General features: G+C 55.4%; 16 protein-coding genes. 8 read left to right on the top strand and 8 right to left on the bottom strand.

Annotated elements, in window-relative coordinates; genetic code table 11:
• Positions 1-41 precede the first annotated feature (41 nt).
• Positions 42-629 carry a TetR/AcrR family transcriptional regulator gene (locus tag ACZ5FM_RS24200; protein WP_464041496.1) on the top strand — a complete coding sequence of 196 codons (588 nt, stop codon included), beginning with the start codon at positions 42-44 and terminating at the stop codon, positions 627-629.
• Between the two features lie 210 nt (positions 630-839).
• Here the strand turns inward: ACZ5FM_RS24200 and pcaQ are convergent, their stop codons facing one another.
• Positions 840-1763, bottom strand: a complete 924-nt coding sequence (pcaQ, locus tag ACZ5FM_RS24195) for a pca operon transcription factor PcaQ (protein WP_259149700.1) — start codon at positions 1761-1763, stop codon at positions 840-842.
• Positions 1764-1857: 94 nt separating this feature from the next.
• Here pcaQ and pcaD point away from each other — a divergent pair, with 94 nt between their 5' ends.
• The 5 genes from pcaD to ACZ5FM_RS24170 are packed head-to-tail and all read left to right on the top strand — an operon-like array spanning position 1858 to position 5543.
• Positions 1858-2670, top strand: a complete 813-nt coding sequence (pcaD, locus tag ACZ5FM_RS24190) for a 3-oxoadipate enol-lactonase (RefSeq protein WP_464041495.1) — start codon at positions 1858-1860, stop codon at positions 2668-2670.
• Positions 2663-3073 (top strand): 4-carboxymuconolactone decarboxylase, encoded by a 411-nt coding sequence (gene pcaC / locus ACZ5FM_RS24185; protein ID WP_464041494.1) that lies wholly within the window; start codon positions 2663-2665, stop codon positions 3071-3073. Before pcaD ends, pcaC begins: the two co-directional genes overlap by 8 nt.
• Positions 3074-3075: 2 nt before the next feature.
• Positions 3076-3825, top strand: a complete 750-nt coding sequence (gene pcaH / locus ACZ5FM_RS24180; protein ID WP_192490104.1) for a protocatechuate 3,4-dioxygenase subunit beta — start codon at positions 3076-3078, stop codon at positions 3823-3825.
• Positions 3825-4439: a protocatechuate 3,4-dioxygenase subunit alpha gene (pcaG, locus tag ACZ5FM_RS24175; protein WP_464041493.1), complete on the top strand. Its 615-nt coding sequence runs from the start codon at positions 3825-3827 to the stop codon at positions 4437-4439. Before pcaH ends, pcaG begins: the two co-directional genes overlap by 1 nt.
• A 42-nt stretch (positions 4440-4481) precedes the next feature.
• A complete protein-coding gene (locus ACZ5FM_RS24170; RefSeq protein WP_464041548.1) occupies positions 4482-5543 on the top strand; it encodes a 3-carboxy-cis,cis-muconate cycloisomerase in 1062 nt (353 codons plus the stop codon).
• A gap of 25 nt (positions 5544-5568) precedes the next feature.
• Here the strand turns inward: ACZ5FM_RS24170 and ACZ5FM_RS24165 are convergent, their stop codons facing one another.
• The 7 genes from ACZ5FM_RS24165 to ACZ5FM_RS24135 form a co-directional block, all read right to left on the bottom strand.
• Complete coding sequence (locus tag ACZ5FM_RS24165) at positions 5569-6639, bottom strand: Gfo/Idh/MocA family protein (protein WP_464041492.1); 1071 nt, start codon at positions 6637-6639, stop codon at positions 5569-5571.
• 9 nt (positions 6640-6648) lie between these two features.
• Positions 6649-7476, bottom strand: coding sequence for a shikimate dehydrogenase family protein (locus ACZ5FM_RS24160; RefSeq protein ID WP_192490101.1), 828 nt, complete (start codon positions 7474-7476; stop codon positions 6649-6651).
• Positions 7477-7509: 33 nt separating this feature from the next.
• Positions 7510-8241, bottom strand: a complete 732-nt coding sequence (locus ACZ5FM_RS24155) for an amino acid ABC transporter ATP-binding protein (protein ID WP_259149743.1) — start codon at positions 8239-8241, stop codon at positions 7510-7512.
• A 74-nt stretch (positions 8242-8315) separates the two neighbouring features.
• Positions 8316-8957: an amino acid ABC transporter permease gene (locus ACZ5FM_RS24150; RefSeq protein ID WP_250984702.1), complete on the bottom strand. Its 642-nt coding sequence runs from the start codon at positions 8955-8957 to the stop codon at positions 8316-8318.
• Between the two features lie 12 nt (positions 8958-8969).
• On the bottom strand, positions 8970-9638 hold the full coding sequence (locus ACZ5FM_RS24145) for an amino acid ABC transporter permease (protein WP_192490099.1): 669 nt from the start codon (positions 9636-9638) through the stop codon (positions 8970-8972).
• Positions 9639-9657: 19 nt separating this feature from the next.
• The gene (aroQ, locus tag ACZ5FM_RS24140) at positions 9658-10101 is read right to left on the bottom strand and encodes a type II 3-dehydroquinate dehydratase (RefSeq protein ID WP_250984703.1); all 444 of its coding nucleotides are present in this window, start codon (positions 10099-10101) and stop codon (positions 9658-9660) included.
• A gap of 106 nt (positions 10102-10207) precedes the next feature.
• Complete coding sequence (locus tag ACZ5FM_RS24135; protein ID WP_192490097.1) at positions 10208-11038, bottom strand: transporter substrate-binding domain-containing protein; 831 nt, start codon at positions 11036-11038, stop codon at positions 10208-10210.
• Between the two features lie 189 nt (positions 11039-11227).
• Here ACZ5FM_RS24135 and ACZ5FM_RS24130 point away from each other — a divergent pair, with 189 nt between their 5' ends.
• Both ACZ5FM_RS24130 and ACZ5FM_RS24125 read left to right on the top strand, forming a co-directional pair.
• Positions 11228-13132 (top strand): bifunctional sugar phosphate isomerase/epimerase/4-hydroxyphenylpyruvate dioxygenase family protein, encoded by a 1905-nt coding sequence (locus tag ACZ5FM_RS24130; RefSeq protein ID WP_464041491.1) that lies wholly within the window; start codon positions 11228-11230, stop codon positions 13130-13132.
• A gap of 94 nt (positions 13133-13226) precedes the next feature.
• Positions 13227-13901 (top strand): GntR family transcriptional regulator, encoded by a 675-nt coding sequence (locus tag ACZ5FM_RS24125; RefSeq protein ID WP_250984705.1) that lies wholly within the window; start codon positions 13227-13229, stop codon positions 13899-13901.

Raw genomic sequence — 13901 nt, 5'->3', positions numbered from 1 at the left:
TTACGTTATAGATGTCAATCGAAATCTAATTGGAGGTCGAAATGCGAGTGAGCCGCGCACAGGCTGAAGAAAACAGGGACAGGGTCATCCATGTGGCAAGTCGCCTGTTTCGAGAGCATGGCTTCGATGGGATCGGCCTCAAGGACTTGATGAAGGGTGCTGGACTGACGCAAGGCGCCTTCTACAAACAGTTTGCGTCAAAGGAGGACCTCGCAACCCTCGCGTCGGCGAGAGCAATGGAGAGCGCCACGGCACGTTGGTCGGACGCCGCCGCAACCAGCTCCGATGCCCTCGAGGCGGTGATGGGCTTTTACCTCTCCACAGATCACCGGGGAGAAAAGGCCGAAGGTTGCCCTCTGGTGGCTCTGGGATCGGATGCGGCTCGTCAGAACGCTGAGGTTAAGCAACCATTTGAAGACGGAATTCGCGCTCATTTCGACGTGCTGGAGAATTTGGTGGGCGGACCCGAGGACCCAACAGCCCATGGCAAAGCCTTGGCGATACTCTCACTGATGGTCGGTGCGGTCACGCTTTCACGTCTCATACAAGACGAAACCTTGTCCCGTGGCATCCTGGATTCAGCAGCTGGCGAGGTCCGCAGGATCGCGGGTCGCGCTGTTCCAGCATGACGTTCATCAACTCCAGCGCCTGACGTTGACAGAGCCAGACGACATGACCGGCACGGGTGGTATTCGGACTGAGACTTCGGTTTAGGCGAGGTTAATACCAGAGCAGTTTTGATCGGTTTCGCGTTGTGACGAAGACGCCCACGTTGACGCGGCGCGTCTGTTGTATTTCGTTTCTCGGTTGATGACGTTGGCGGGAAAGATTGACAGGTTTCAAATCAGCGCACGGGAGGCTGCAGCCTCACGTATTGTCTGCATCAAAAGAGACATAGCCACCGAAGGGACAGCATCCGTTCGCATTGTCAGGCCAACGGGTCCTCGCGTTTCGTTCGTATCAATCGGCAATACGCACAGCCGTCCGTCATCGATATCACGCGCCACGACACCGGCAGATATGATCCACACCGCATCGCTTGAAAGAACGAAGGCACGGCCGAAGGCATCTGACACGGTCTCGATCTGGTTCGGCAGGCCGGAAATGCCATTGGCAATGAGAAACCGATCAACAAATGGCCGAATGATCGACGACGTGGTCGGCATCAGGATCGTGTACTCTGCAAGTTCGGCAAATGGCGAGCGGTCCGATGCGAGCAGCGGATGTCCGGCTCGCACGGCAAACACCACCTGCTCGGAATAGAGATGCTCGAAAACGAATCCCGCCATCCTGTCGGCTCCCGCGAGTCGGCCGACGACAAGATCAAGCTCTCCAAAGCGCAGTTGCTCAAGAAGCACTGCATTTTCACCCGTTACGATCTTGATACGGCTCCAGGTCTTTTCTTTGAGAAAAATGTCCATGGCACGTGGCATGATATGGCTTGAAACAGTGGGCAGCGCACCAATGCGCAGAAGCGGAGCTTCCCCTATCCGTTCATGCGACACAGAATCGAGCCCTTGGCGAAGCGCTGCAATCGCCGATCCTGCATGTTTCAGGAAAACGTCTCCATAACGCGTTATCCGGATCCCTCGCCCATCACGTTCCACCAGCGCGACACCAAGTACGCCCTCGAGTTCTCGTATCGTCTTGGTCACCGCTGGCTGACTGACATTGAGGAACCCTGCTGCCTTGACGACGCTTCGGTGGCGGGCAACCTCGATAAATGCCTGAAGATGGCGAAATTTGATCCGGGATTCGTTCATTTAATCGATAACCACATGGATATGTAAGACGCTCAAGAAGTTATTTTACTTAACCGGTTCAATATACCAAGATCATTGTGGGAGATATTTTTCAATGCAGTTTGCACACGTCAACGGAGTCACGATCCATTACCAGGTCATCGGAGGACCAGCCGATAAACCAGTTATCGTGTTCGCCAATTCACTGGGCACGGATTTCCGGATCTGGCGTGATGTGATCGTACGCCTTGCCGGGGATTTCCCAATTGTTCTCTATGACAAGCGCGGCCATGGTCTGTCCGATGTCGGAAACGCGCCGTATTCGATTGAAGATCATGCCGCAGATCTTGCCGGTCTTCTTGACCTGCTCAACGTAAGCCAGGCTATCGTCTGTGGCCTTTCCGTTGGAGGGCTAATCGCACAGGCGATGTATCAGACGCGATCCGATCTGGTGAGAGCACTCATCCTTTGCGACACGGCAAGCAAGATCGGGTCTGCCGAAATGTGGAATTCGCGCATCGAAGCAGTCGAGGAGCACGGCATAGCAAGCATCATTGATGCCGTCATGGATCGATGGTTCACACCATTGTTCCGCAGCCCTGACAACATTGCCTATCGCGGTTACCGGAACATGCTGGCACGCCAGCCTGTCGAGGGTTATGCCGCAACCTGCGCTGCTATTCGAGACGCCGATTATACGCAAGCGGCAACGCGCATAGCGGCTCCGACCCTTTGTATCGTCGGCGGCCAGGATGGCTCAACACCGCCCGAACTTGTCAGGTCATTTGCGGGTCTTATTGCGGGAGCGCAATTCGAAATCGTCAAGGACGCAGGCCATATTCCCTGCGTCGAGCAACCCGAAGCACTGGCCGACCTGATCCGAACTTTCATCAATAGCGCGATCACCCGAGGCAAGCTCAATGAGTGACACCGAAACAGAACTCCACCGACTGGGCATGGAGACACGGCGCGAAGTATTGGGTAACGCCCATGTCGACCGCGCCATCGCCAATTCCACCGATTTTGACCAGCCGTTCCAGACGTTGATTACAGAATCCGCCTGGGGGCATGTCTGGTCGCGTCCCAACTTTACCAAACGTGAGCGGTCAATCATCACAATCGCGCTTTTGGCGGCGCTTGGCCAGGATGAAGAGGTCGCCATGCATGTGCGCGCCACCGCCAATACCGGTGCCTCACGCGAAGATGTTCGCGAAGCGCTGCTGCATGTCGCCATCTATGCAGGCGTGCCCGCCGCAAATCATGCCATCAAGATCACCAAGCGCGTCTTCGACCAGATGGACGCCGAAAAGACATCAAGGGAGGAGACCTAAGGATGTCCGATAATTCCAACCAGAGGCCGGAAACAGGTGCATTTTTTGCGCGGGATCGCGAATGGCATTCACCGGCTTTGACGCCGGGATACAAAACATCGGTTCTTCGCTCGCCGCAGCGCGCATTGCTGTCCCTGGACGGCACCATCTCTGAAATTACCGGCCCGGTTTTCGGTCATTCCATGATCGGCGAACTCGATAACGACCTGATCCGCAACTATGCCCGCCCTGGTGAAAGTGCCATCGGGGAACGTATCGTCGTCCATGGCCGTGTTCTGGATGAACGAGGGCGTCCTGTGCGCGGTGCCTTGCTCGAATTCTGGCAGGCGAATGCTGGCGGTCGATATCGCCATAAAAAAGAAACCTATCTCGCCGCAATCGACCCCAATTTCGGTGGGTGTGGTCGCGCCATTAGTGACGATGACGGGCATTACGCGTTCCGCACGGTCAAGCCCGGAGCCTATCCATGGCCAAACGGCGTAAATGACTGGCGCCCTGCCCACATCCACTTTTCTGTTTTCGGCCACGGCTTTGCCCAACGGCTGATCACACAGATGTATTTCGAAGGTGATCCGATGATCTGGAAGTGCCCGATCGTCAACACCATCCCGGATCGGCGCGCTATTGAACAGCTCATTGCGCCACTCGACTGGGGGCAGACGATCCCAATGGATTCGCGAGCCTACAAATTCGACATCGTCTTGCGCGGGAGGCGCTCGACCATTTTTGAAAACCGGCTGGAGGGTAACTGATGACCCAGGAACTTCACAGGTTGAAGGAAACACCGTCGCAGACGGCCGGTCCCTATGTCCACATCGGGCTCACTCCGAATTTCTGCGAGATTGGCGGCATCTATGACGTTGATCTGGGAACAGAAATGGTCAACGAGCAGACTGTTGGTGAGCGCATCACGATCTGTGGCCGGATATTCGATGGCGCTGACGCACTGGTGCGCGATGCGGTCGTGGAAATCTGGCAGGCCGATAATGCAGGTCTTTACAACAGCCCTTCGGAAATGCGCGGCACCGCTGACCCGAACTTTACCGGCTGGGGTCGCTGCCCGACCAACAGCGAAGACGGGTACTTCCGGTTTGAAACCGTCAAGCCCGGCCGAGTGCCGTTCAGGGACGGGCGTTTGATGGCACCGCATGTAACGCTCTGGATCGTTGCCCGCGGCATCAATATCGGGCTGCATACCCGCCTCTATTTCTGCGACGAGAAAGAAGCCAATGCCGCAGATCCGCTATTGTTGCGCATAGAGCATCGCCAGCGGGTGGAAACCATGGTGGCGCAAAGATATGGCAGCGTCTACAGCCTCGACATTCATTTGCAGGGGCCAAAGGAAACCGTTTTTCTCGATATTTAAGTCCTTTGACGACATATCGACAAACGTTAATCTGGACACATGATGTCATTTTCTCCCTTCGACCACCCCTTTCTGTCAGGCCTTCTCGGCGATGGCGAAATCGCTGGCTATCTTTCGGCTGAAGCCGATATCAAAGCGATACTGTCCTTCGAGAGCGCATTGGCGCGTGCGCAGGCAGGGATCGGCGTTATCCCGACCGAGGCCGCAAACCGTATTTCGATTGAATGTCTTGGACTTAACCCAAATGTGGAGCAGCTTGGCGCGGCAGTAGCAAGAGATTCTGTAGTCGTGCCGGAACTGGTCAGGCAGCTGCGCGAGGCAGTTGGCGGTAGTGCTGCAACCCATGTTCATTTCGGCGCGACCAGTCAGGACGCAATTGACACAAGCCTGATGTTGAGGCTTCAGACAATCGTGCAGATTTTCGCAGATCGCACAGCAGAAGTTGTAGATTTCCTGCATGGGCTCGAACGTCGCTTTGGCGACTGCATGTTAATGGGGAAGACCCGCATGCAGGCAGCCATACCAATTCATGTGTCAGACCGTTTGCGGAGTTGGCGAGATCCACTCGAGCGCAGCCTCAAGTCGCTGGAGCACCTGGAATTTCCAGTTCAATTCGGAGGTGCGGCGGGCTCACTCGACAAACTAGGCGAGCATGGCGCCGCCATCCGCGCTGCGCTTGCCAAGGAGCTGGGCCTTGCCGATATCAGGCAATGGCAAAGCCAGCGTGACCCCGTCGTCGCCATCGGCCATTACCTTTCATTGCTGACGGGAGCACTGGGCAAGATAGGGCAGGATATTGCACTCATGGCGCAGGCAAGTGGCGAGGGAGAAATCTCCCTTGAGGGCGGCGGCACATCTTCCGCCATGGCGCATAAGCAGAACCCGGTGGCGGCTGAAACACTTGTTGCACTCGCTCGCTTCAACGCCGTACAGGTTTCTGGTTTGCATCAGTCGCTTGTCCATGAACAGGAGCGTTCGGGCGCGGCTTGGACCCTCGAATGGCTAATATTGCCACACATGGTGATGGCAACGGCCGCATCGCTTCGCTTGAGCATGCAAATGCTCGCAAGCATCAAAAGCATGGGGACGACAGATCTGCCATGAATCGGGGAAAGTACCCGCCTGACGATCAGGAGTTCATCGCATCATCGATCAATTCCTGCGGGCGCACTGGCCTTCTCTCACGCGCCGATCTGGCGATGGTCAAAGTGGTCGCCAGCGTCATCATGCCATCGCGCGCAGAAATCAGCGGTGTTGCCGTTCCGGCAATGATGTCGATGAAATGGGCAAGCTGGTTGTCATAGGCTCTGCTACCGTCGAGCGTGACATGCCGCCGGACCAGAGGGTGCTGCCAATCTCCATTCAGCGTCTCATGCGTCCACAGATCCATCGAGGGTACAGCCAATGCGGCCTGCGTACCCGACAGAAAGTACGCGTTTTCCGGCTGGTGTGGGAAATACAGGGCCTGCCCGGCTGCCGTGTCCCAGTTGTAGGGCGAAACGGCAGCATCACTCATCAGGAAAGTTCCAAGTGCGCCGGAGGTGAAACGTACGCTGATGCTGGCACTATCCTCCACCTCGAACCCCCGCACTGTGTTGGACGTGAGCGCCATTACCTCCTCGATATCTCCGCAAATGAAGCGCAAACAGTCGACATCATGAATGAGGTTGATGAGTAGTGGGCCTCCACCCGGTTCGCGACGCCAGGCGGTATTGAAATAATGTCCAGGCTTGTCAGCCATCCACATTGCGTTGACAGCAACAAGGCGCCCCAGTGCACCCTCTGCCACCAGTTGTCTCGCCTTAGCAATATCCGGGCTGTGGCGCCGATGGTGGCCAACAAGCACGGGAACGCCTGTCCTGTCAGCCGCTGCGACAAGCAGCATTGCCGACTCCAGAGTATCGGCCACGGGTTTTTCCACCAGGCAAGGAATGCCGTGCTCCACACATGCGATCACAGCGGCAGCGTGAAGAGCATTCGGCAGCGCGATAATAACGCCGTCCGGGCGAATTTGCTCAAACATCGTGACAGCATCGCAATAATGCCTGGCTCCATATTGGTCAGCCACAGATTTTGCCGCTTCAGCAGGATCAACAATTGCGACCAGTGCCGTTTTCGGGTTTCTGAACAGCAACGCTGCATGTTCACGCCCGATCAGGCCCGCACCGAACAACGCAATTTTCGCAGGTTGGGAAACCATGCTCATCCTTCACAATCTGGCAACAGCGCGCAGTTCCTCGGCCGTTGTTGTCGGCAGGTCAAAAAACTCAAGATATGCGGGGATTTGCTCGAACAACATGTCGGTCCCCACCTGATATCCGCAACCGCGAGCACGAGCAGCAGCAAGAAACGGGGTGATTTCCCGGCTCAACACAACCTCCCCTGCAAAAGCAGATGGCGAAATATGGGAGACATCAAAAGGAAGCGGATCGTTCTCGTTCATGCCAAGCGGCGTTGCATTGATGACGATATCGTATCCGTCGGGATCGGTTTTGCCGATCTCGACCTTCAGGTCAGGATAATGGCGGCGTAGCCGATCTGCGAGCCCCTGCATCATGGTGGCGGAAGCGTCTGACAGCGCCAGTTCCGCCAGTCCGGCCTGGGCAAGCGAGGCTGCGATCGCTGACCCGACCCCGCCGGTGCCCGCCATGATCGCTCTCATCCCACTGATTTGCCTGCCCTTGCGCAAAACCCCGCGCACGAAGCCCTCACCATCGAACATATCGCCAATCAGCCGGCCATCCAATCCGATCCGCACCGCGTTGCAGGCTCCCGCCACCTGTGCATTGGTGGAAATCTGGTCCAGCAGTCCCATGGTCGTTATCTTATGCGGCATGGTGATGAGTGCGCCGTGAATATTGGACAGGCGGAAAACGAGTTTGAGAAACGCCGTGTAGTCTTCCGGGCGACATCCCATGGGTACGACAACCGCATCAATGCCGTTCTTTTCGAAATAGGGATTGTAGATCAACGGCGCTTTGAAGGAGTGCGTCGGAAAGCCCAGATGTGCTATGAGTTTTGTGTTGCCGCTGATCATCGGCCTACCTTCCGGCTGCGAATTGTGACCGCATCAATGCCGCCCAAGGATCTCACCAAGGAATTTCCTGGTGCGTTCATGTTTGGGATCGGAGAAAAATTCTGCAGGTGGTGCCTCTTCCACGATCACTCCGCTTGCCATGAAGACGACACGATCCGCGACCTGACGCGCAAACCCCATTTCATGGGTCACGCAGATCATTGTCATGCCTTCATCAGCAAGAGCGATCATCGTATCCAGCACCTCCTTGACCATCTCAGGGTCCAGCGCAGAGGTCGGCTCGTCGAACAGCATCGCCTTGGGACGCATGCACAGAGCGCGGGCAATCGCAACGCGCTGTTGTTGCCCGCCGGATAGCTGTGCGGGATATTTCTCTGCCTGCTCAGCAATCTTGACCCGCTCAAGCAACTGCCGCGCGCGTTCCTCCGCCTGCGCCTTGTCGAGGCCGAGTGCCTTTATCGGAGCAAGCATGCAGTTTTGCAGCACGGTGAGATGCGGGAAAAGATTGAACTGTTGGAAAACCATGCCGACCTCGCGGCGTACCGCATCGATCGTTTTGGATCCATGTCCCAGCATGATGCCGCCAACATGGATATCGCCCTTTTGATAGGTCTCAAGGTGATTGATGCAACGGATAAGCGTGGATTTCCCACTGCCTGAAGGACCGCAAAGTACGATTTTTTCACCCTTGGCCACCGACATATTGATGTTATCAAGGGCCTGAAAGGCGCCATACCACTTGTTTACACCTGACAAGGTGATCATCTGTTCGGTTGGGTTTTCTGTGGCTACTGTCTGGTTCATCAACGAAACTCCGGAATGGTGTGCACGCATAAAGCTCAGCGGCTGGCTGCCACGAACTTTCGCTCGAGGTGAGCGCCATAGATGGTCAGCGGGCAGCACATCAGAAAATAGAGAACTCCAACGATGCCGAAGACGGTTAGTGGCTGGAATATCTGGTTGGAAATGATGTTTCCTGCACGGGTCAGCTCGGTGAAGCCGACGATCGAGGCAAGCGAAGTCCCCTTGATCAGCTGCACCAGAAAACCGATCGTCGCGGGAAGCGAAATCCGTATCGCCTGTGGCAGAACGACGTCTTTCATTCTGGAGATATAGCCGAGGCTCAGTGCCTTTGCTGCCTCAGTCTGGCCGCGCGGTACAGCTTCGATCGAACCGCGCCAGATTTCCCCCAAAAACGCACTCGCATGGAGTGTCAGACCAACAGAGACCGCAGCCCACGCATCCATCTGGATGCCGATCAACGCAAGGCCGTAATAAACAACGAAGAGCTGCATAAGAAGCGGCGTGCCCTGAAAGATGGCGATGTAGCCGGCAGTCAGGCGCTCCAGTATGGCAATGCCGGATGTGCGTGCCAAGGCGACAAGAAGGCCGGAAATGCATCCGAACAGGAAGGCAACCACTGACAAGGCGACGGTCCATTTAAGACCTGCCAACAGGAAAAGAAATTCATCGCGTCCCATGGGATTGTCTCCTCACTTGACCGGATAGCTGAAGTAGCGGGAGGAGAAGAGCGCAAAAATCCGCATCATCACCCAGGATATGACGAGATAAAATGCTGTCACGGTGAAGTAGACCTCGAAGCTGCGGAAGCTGTCGGACTCGATCCGCTGAGATACTGACGTCAGTTCGTAGGCTGAAATCGCCGATGCGATGCTGGTCGTCAGCGTCAGCAGAATGAATTGACTTGTCAGCGATGGATAGATCGCACGAAGCGCCGGCTTTAGAACGATCAGCCGGAAGACCTGAGCCTTGTGAAGACCAAGGGCCAACCCTGCTTCCACCTGCCCCTTCGAGATCGACTGAACCCCGCCACGGATAATCTCGATGGCATAGGCGCCGCCATTGATACCCAATGCAATGATTGCTGTCGGGGTTGGATCAAGGCGGATGCCCGCCAGCGGCAAAGCGAAATAGATAAAGAATATCTGCACCAGGAAAGGCGTGTTACGGATCAGCTCAACGAAGGCAATCGTGAGCCAGCGCAGCAGCTTGACTGGAGACTGGCGCAAAATAACGCCACCAATACCGATAACGATCGCCAGAAGCATGCCACAGATTGCCAGCGTAAATGTGCCAAGACAGGCCCATAGCAGGTTTGGCAAACCTTCAATGACTGGTGTGAAATCCAGGGTATAGTTCATGACGTCTCCTGCAATGCTCTCAGGATGATCTTGCCAGGTCGGCCATGGCCTCGATCGCCAGTTCATATCCGCGCGCGCCGAAGCCAATCATGATGCCGGTCGCGGTGCGGGAGATCAGGGAATTGTGGTAGATGCTTTCGCGTGCATGCACGTTGGAAATGTGCAGCTCTATCTTCGGCCCGTCAAATGTCTTGAGGGCATCCAGCAGGGCAATGGACGTGAAGGTGTATCCTGCCGGATTGATGATGATGCCACACGCTTCTTTCCGTGCCTGGTGAACAGATTCAACCAGTTCACCCTCGAAATTCGTCTGGCGGAAATCAACCGAAAAGCCCAGTGACGCGGCTTTCGCCTCGCACCGATCGCGAATATCGGCGAGAGTGGTGGTGCCATATATGGAAGGTTCCCGCTCGCCCAAAAGGTTGAGATTAGGACCATTCAGGACAAAGATCTTATTTGTCATGCAAAGTCTCCATGCGCATCGGCGCACCGGCTTTGGCCGGGCACCGATGCGGACACCTGCACGTCAGGTGCCGCCTCGTGAATGTTGGGGTTGTGAAAGTCGAAGCTCAGTTCGCAGTAAACGAGATGCCTTCGAGGCTCGTCGGAAACTCCGGAACCGGAACCTTCATCCAGTTGGCATAGATCTTGTCGAGTTCGCCATTCGCCTTGATCTTGTCGATGAACTCGTTCACCGCAGCATTGAGCTCTTTTTCTCCAAGACGGGTGCAGGCACCATTATAAAGCTTCTGGAATTCCAGCTTGTTTTCAAATTTACCAGGGACAGCCTTTTCGACGCGATCCATGTAGAAAATGTTTCCGCCAAGGGCATCAACCTGACCGGAGGCTAGTGCCTGGACACTTGCAGCGTCGCCATCATATCGACGGATCGTCGCTGTGGATGGTGCGTTCTTGGTGACCTGAGTATCCTGGGCAGCACCCTTGGCGACACTGATCGTCAAGCCAGCCATGTCTTCATTGGTCTTGATCGACTTGTCCTTTGGACCAATCAGAACGATGGCATTTGCATTGTAGGGCTTGCTGAACTGAACGGCTTTTGCGCGATCCGGCAGCATGGCCATCGTTGCAAAAAGGATATCAACCCGACCCGAGGTCAAGGCGGGAATACGGTTGTTAACTTCGAGCGGAACGAATTCCACATCCACGCCAAGCTCCTTGGCGAACAATGCGCCCATCTCGGCGTCAAAACCGTCCTGTTTGCCAGCGCTGGTGACAAAACCCCATGGCGGGTTATCGCCCTGGATGCCAACGACCAGCTTGCCCTTGGCCTTGATCTCGTCCGGCGTGATAGCTGCGGCCGGTTGCGACAGTGATGCCGCGGCCACCATCGCCGCTGCGCCCAACAGGACACTGCGTCGGTTCCATTTGAATCCAAACATAAGGTGCTCCTCCTCTAGTAGCCCAAGGGCCAGCCAACTCTCCTCCAGCTGGCAACACGTTAAAATTGACATAAGGCCATTTCCAAATCAACAGAGTTTTTCTATAATCTCATATAAAATGCATTTCAGCATTCACACGAATTACTGAATGACGAATATCGGTGATGATTTGCCTCTGGAGGAGCGAATATGAAAACATCAATTGCCACGGTATCGATCAGCGGAGATTTTCCCGAAAAGCTTGCGGCCATCGCCGCGGCAGGTTTTGACGGGGTGGAGATCTTCGAGAATGATTTCCTCGCATTTGATGGCAGTCCTGCTGACGTCGGTCGCATGGTTCGTGATCACGGATTGGACATTACGCTTTTCCAGCCATTCCGTGATTTTGAGGGCATGCCCGAGCCGCTGCGTGGCCGCACCTTTGATCGCGCCGAACGCAAGTTCGATGTCATGCAGCAGCTGGGAACCGATCTCGTTCTCGTCTGCTCCAACGTCTCACCTGCCTCGCTTGGCGGCATAGACCGCGCAGCCGCTGACTTCCATGAGTTGGGCGAGCGGGCGGCAAAACGTGGCTTGCGAGTGGGTTTTGAGGCCTTGGCGTGGGGCAGGCATATCAATGACCACCGCGACGCCTGGGAGATCGTGCGACGGACTGACCATCCTAATATTGGCCTAATACTCGACAGTTTTCACACATTGTCGCGCAAGATCGACATCAATTCTATCCGCTCCATACCTAAGGAAAAGATCTTCATCGTGCAGCTTGCTGACGCACCGCTGATAGACATGGATCTGCTCTACTGGTCACGTCATTTCCGCAACATGCCGGGTGAAGGCGATCTGCCGGTGACAGAGTTCACCGCCGCGGTCGCTGCAACTGGCTATGACGGATATCTTTCCCTGGAAATTTTCAATGACCAGTTCCGCGGAGGCTCTCCCAAAACAATTGCCGCTGATGGCTACCGCTCGCTGATATATCTGGGTGATCAGGTTCGTCGTCATCCTGAAGCGGCAACGCTGACCCTGGCAGAAATGCCCGCGCGCGCGCCTGTATCCGGTATAGGTTTTGTTGAATTTTCAACAGATGAGGAGGACGGTGAAAACCTCGCAGGCATCTTGAAAACCCTTGGTTTTAGCAAGACGGCTTCTCATCGCTCCAAGAAAGTCGCGATTTTCCAACAGGGCAACATCCGCCTTTTGCTCAATACCGACGACAAGGGTTTCTCCAACGCGTCCTTTGCGGTACACGGCACGTCCGCCTATGCGGTCGCGCTCATAGTCGATGATGCCAAGCAAGCCTATTCGCGCGCAATCGCGCTTGGTGCCGAGCCCTTCGAGCAGTCTGTCAGTGAAGGTGAGATTGAGATACCCGCCATACGCGGTGTCGGTGGTGGACTGATTTATCTGATCGATGACAAAAGCGATCTCGGCCGCTTTGCGGAAATCGATTTTCTCCCCGCCCATGAGGACGCGGAGATTTCGTCTGCCCACCTTACTCATGTCGACCACGTCGCTCAGACAGTTGCCTATGACGAGATGCTGACCTGGTTGCTGTTTTACACAGCGATTTTCGACGCCAACAAAACTGCAATGGTTGATATCATCGATCCCGCAGGCGTGGTGCGCAGTCAGGTGGTCCAGAATGCCTCGGGCAGTTTGCGGCTGACGCTGAATGGAGCAGAAAACCGTCGTACGCTGGCGGGCCATTTCATTGCTGAAAAATTTGGATCGGGCGTGCAGCATCTGGCCTTTCATACCTCGGATATCTTCGCAACAGCCGCGGCCCTGCGTGCCAATGGGTTCAAGCCACTGCCCATTTCGCCCAACTACTACGACGATGTAGAAGCACGCTTCGGTCTCGACCCGGAACTGACCGAACGGCTGAAAGTGGAGAACATTCTCTATGATCGCGACGACCATGGAGAATATTTCCAGCTTTACAGCACGACATTCGGTGAGGGTTTCTTTTTTGAGATCGTGCAGCGTAGTGGTTACCGGGGATATGGCGCTGCCAACGCCATTTTTCGTATCTCGGCATTGAAAAAGGCACTCCGACCGGAAGGCGTGCCAAAGCCCACGCCGGATGTGCGATAGGAGCAAACATTGACGCTCCTCAACGCAAGGAGGCTGGATTTATGCACCGCCGCAAAATATGTATGACGATTAAGAGAATATCCGAGATACTGACATGTCGTCTGAAACACTGAACGAAACCGTTGCCGAGAGTAGCTACAAGCGTATTCGGGCCGATATTATCTTCGGTCGCCTTGCTCCCGGACAAAGGCTGAAACTAGAAAAGCTCAAGGATACCTACGACACCAGCATCAGCACGCTGAGAGAAATTCTCAATCGGCTTGCATCCGATGGCCTCGTGATGGCTGAAGGCCAACGTGGCTTTCAGGTAATGCCCATGTCATCCGTCGATCTCAAGGAAGTCGCTGGCTTGCGCTTGCTTCTGGAAACGCACGCGCTGGAGCAATCCCTCGAAAGAGGTGATGTCGACTGGGAGGCGCGGCTGGTTTCTGCCCACTACAAGCTGGCGCGCATGGAAGGTGTAATGGCCAGCGGCGATACCAGCCATACGGAAGATTGGAAGCGCTATGACTGGGAGTTTCACCAGGCACTGATTTCAGCATGTGGATCGAAACTGCTGATGGAGGCACATGCGGCAGTGTTTGATAAATACCTGCGGTATCAAATGGTCGCGCTCTCCTATCGCGGTAAAATTGCTGCAGACGAACACAAGCAGCTGCTGGATGCGGCGCTCAACCGTGACCAGAAGAACGCAAAGAAAATCCTTGGCCTGCATATTCAAGGCGGCGTCGAGCATGCGCTGGCCCGCAAGTCGCCGCTTCAGGATTGA

This window comes from Agrobacterium sp. 5Ca50, assembly GCF_055381905.1.
This window is presented reverse-complemented; position numbering and strand designations above follow the sequence as displayed.

Excerpts from the sequence above, each read along its gene's own strand:
- ACZ5FM_RS24200 (WP_464041496.1), top strand. The coding sequence starts at position 42 with ATGCGAGTGAGCCGCGCACAGGCTGAAGAAAACAGGGACAGGGTCATC.
- pcaQ (WP_259149700.1), bottom strand. The coding sequence starts at position 1,763 with ATGAACGAATCCCGGATCAAATTTCGCCATCTTCAGGCATTTATCGAG.
- pcaD (WP_464041495.1), top strand. The coding sequence starts at position 1,858 with ATGCAGTTTGCACACGTCAACGGAGTCACGATCCATTACCAGGTCATC.
- pcaC (WP_464041494.1), top strand. The coding sequence starts at position 2,663 with ATGAGTGACACCGAAACAGAACTCCACCGACTGGGCATGGAGACACGG.
- pcaH (WP_192490104.1), top strand. The coding sequence starts at position 3,076 with ATGTCCGATAATTCCAACCAGAGGCCGGAAACAGGTGCATTTTTTGCG.
- pcaG (WP_464041493.1), top strand. The coding sequence starts at position 3,825 with ATGACCCAGGAACTTCACAGGTTGAAGGAAACACCGTCGCAGACGGCC.
- ACZ5FM_RS24170 (WP_464041548.1), top strand. The coding sequence starts at position 4,482 with ATGTCATTTTCTCCCTTCGACCACCCCTTTCTGTCAGGCCTTCTCGGC.
- ACZ5FM_RS24165 (WP_464041492.1), bottom strand. The coding sequence starts at position 6,639 with ATGGTTTCCCAACCTGCGAAAATTGCGTTGTTCGGTGCGGGCCTGATC.
- ACZ5FM_RS24160 (WP_192490101.1), bottom strand. The coding sequence starts at position 7,476 with ATGATCAGCGGCAACACAAAACTCATAGCACATCTGGGCTTTCCGACG.
- ACZ5FM_RS24155 (WP_259149743.1), bottom strand. The coding sequence starts at position 8,241 with ATGATCACCTTGTCAGGTGTAAACAAGTGGTATGGCGCCTTTCAGGCC.
- ACZ5FM_RS24150 (WP_250984702.1), bottom strand. The coding sequence starts at position 8,957 with ATGGGACGCGATGAATTTCTTTTCCTGTTGGCAGGTCTTAAATGGACC.
- ACZ5FM_RS24145 (WP_192490099.1), bottom strand. The coding sequence starts at position 9,638 with ATGAACTATACCCTGGATTTCACACCAGTCATTGAAGGTTTGCCAAAC.
- aroQ (WP_250984703.1), bottom strand. The coding sequence starts at position 10,101 with ATGACAAATAAGATCTTTGTCCTGAATGGTCCTAATCTCAACCTTTTG.
- ACZ5FM_RS24135 (WP_192490097.1), bottom strand. The coding sequence starts at position 11,038 with ATGTTTGGATTCAAATGGAACCGACGCAGTGTCCTGTTGGGCGCAGCG.
- ACZ5FM_RS24130 (WP_464041491.1), top strand. The coding sequence starts at position 11,228 with ATGAAAACATCAATTGCCACGGTATCGATCAGCGGAGATTTTCCCGAA.
- ACZ5FM_RS24125 (WP_250984705.1), top strand. The coding sequence starts at position 13,227 with ATGTCGTCTGAAACACTGAACGAAACCGTTGCCGAGAGTAGCTACAAG.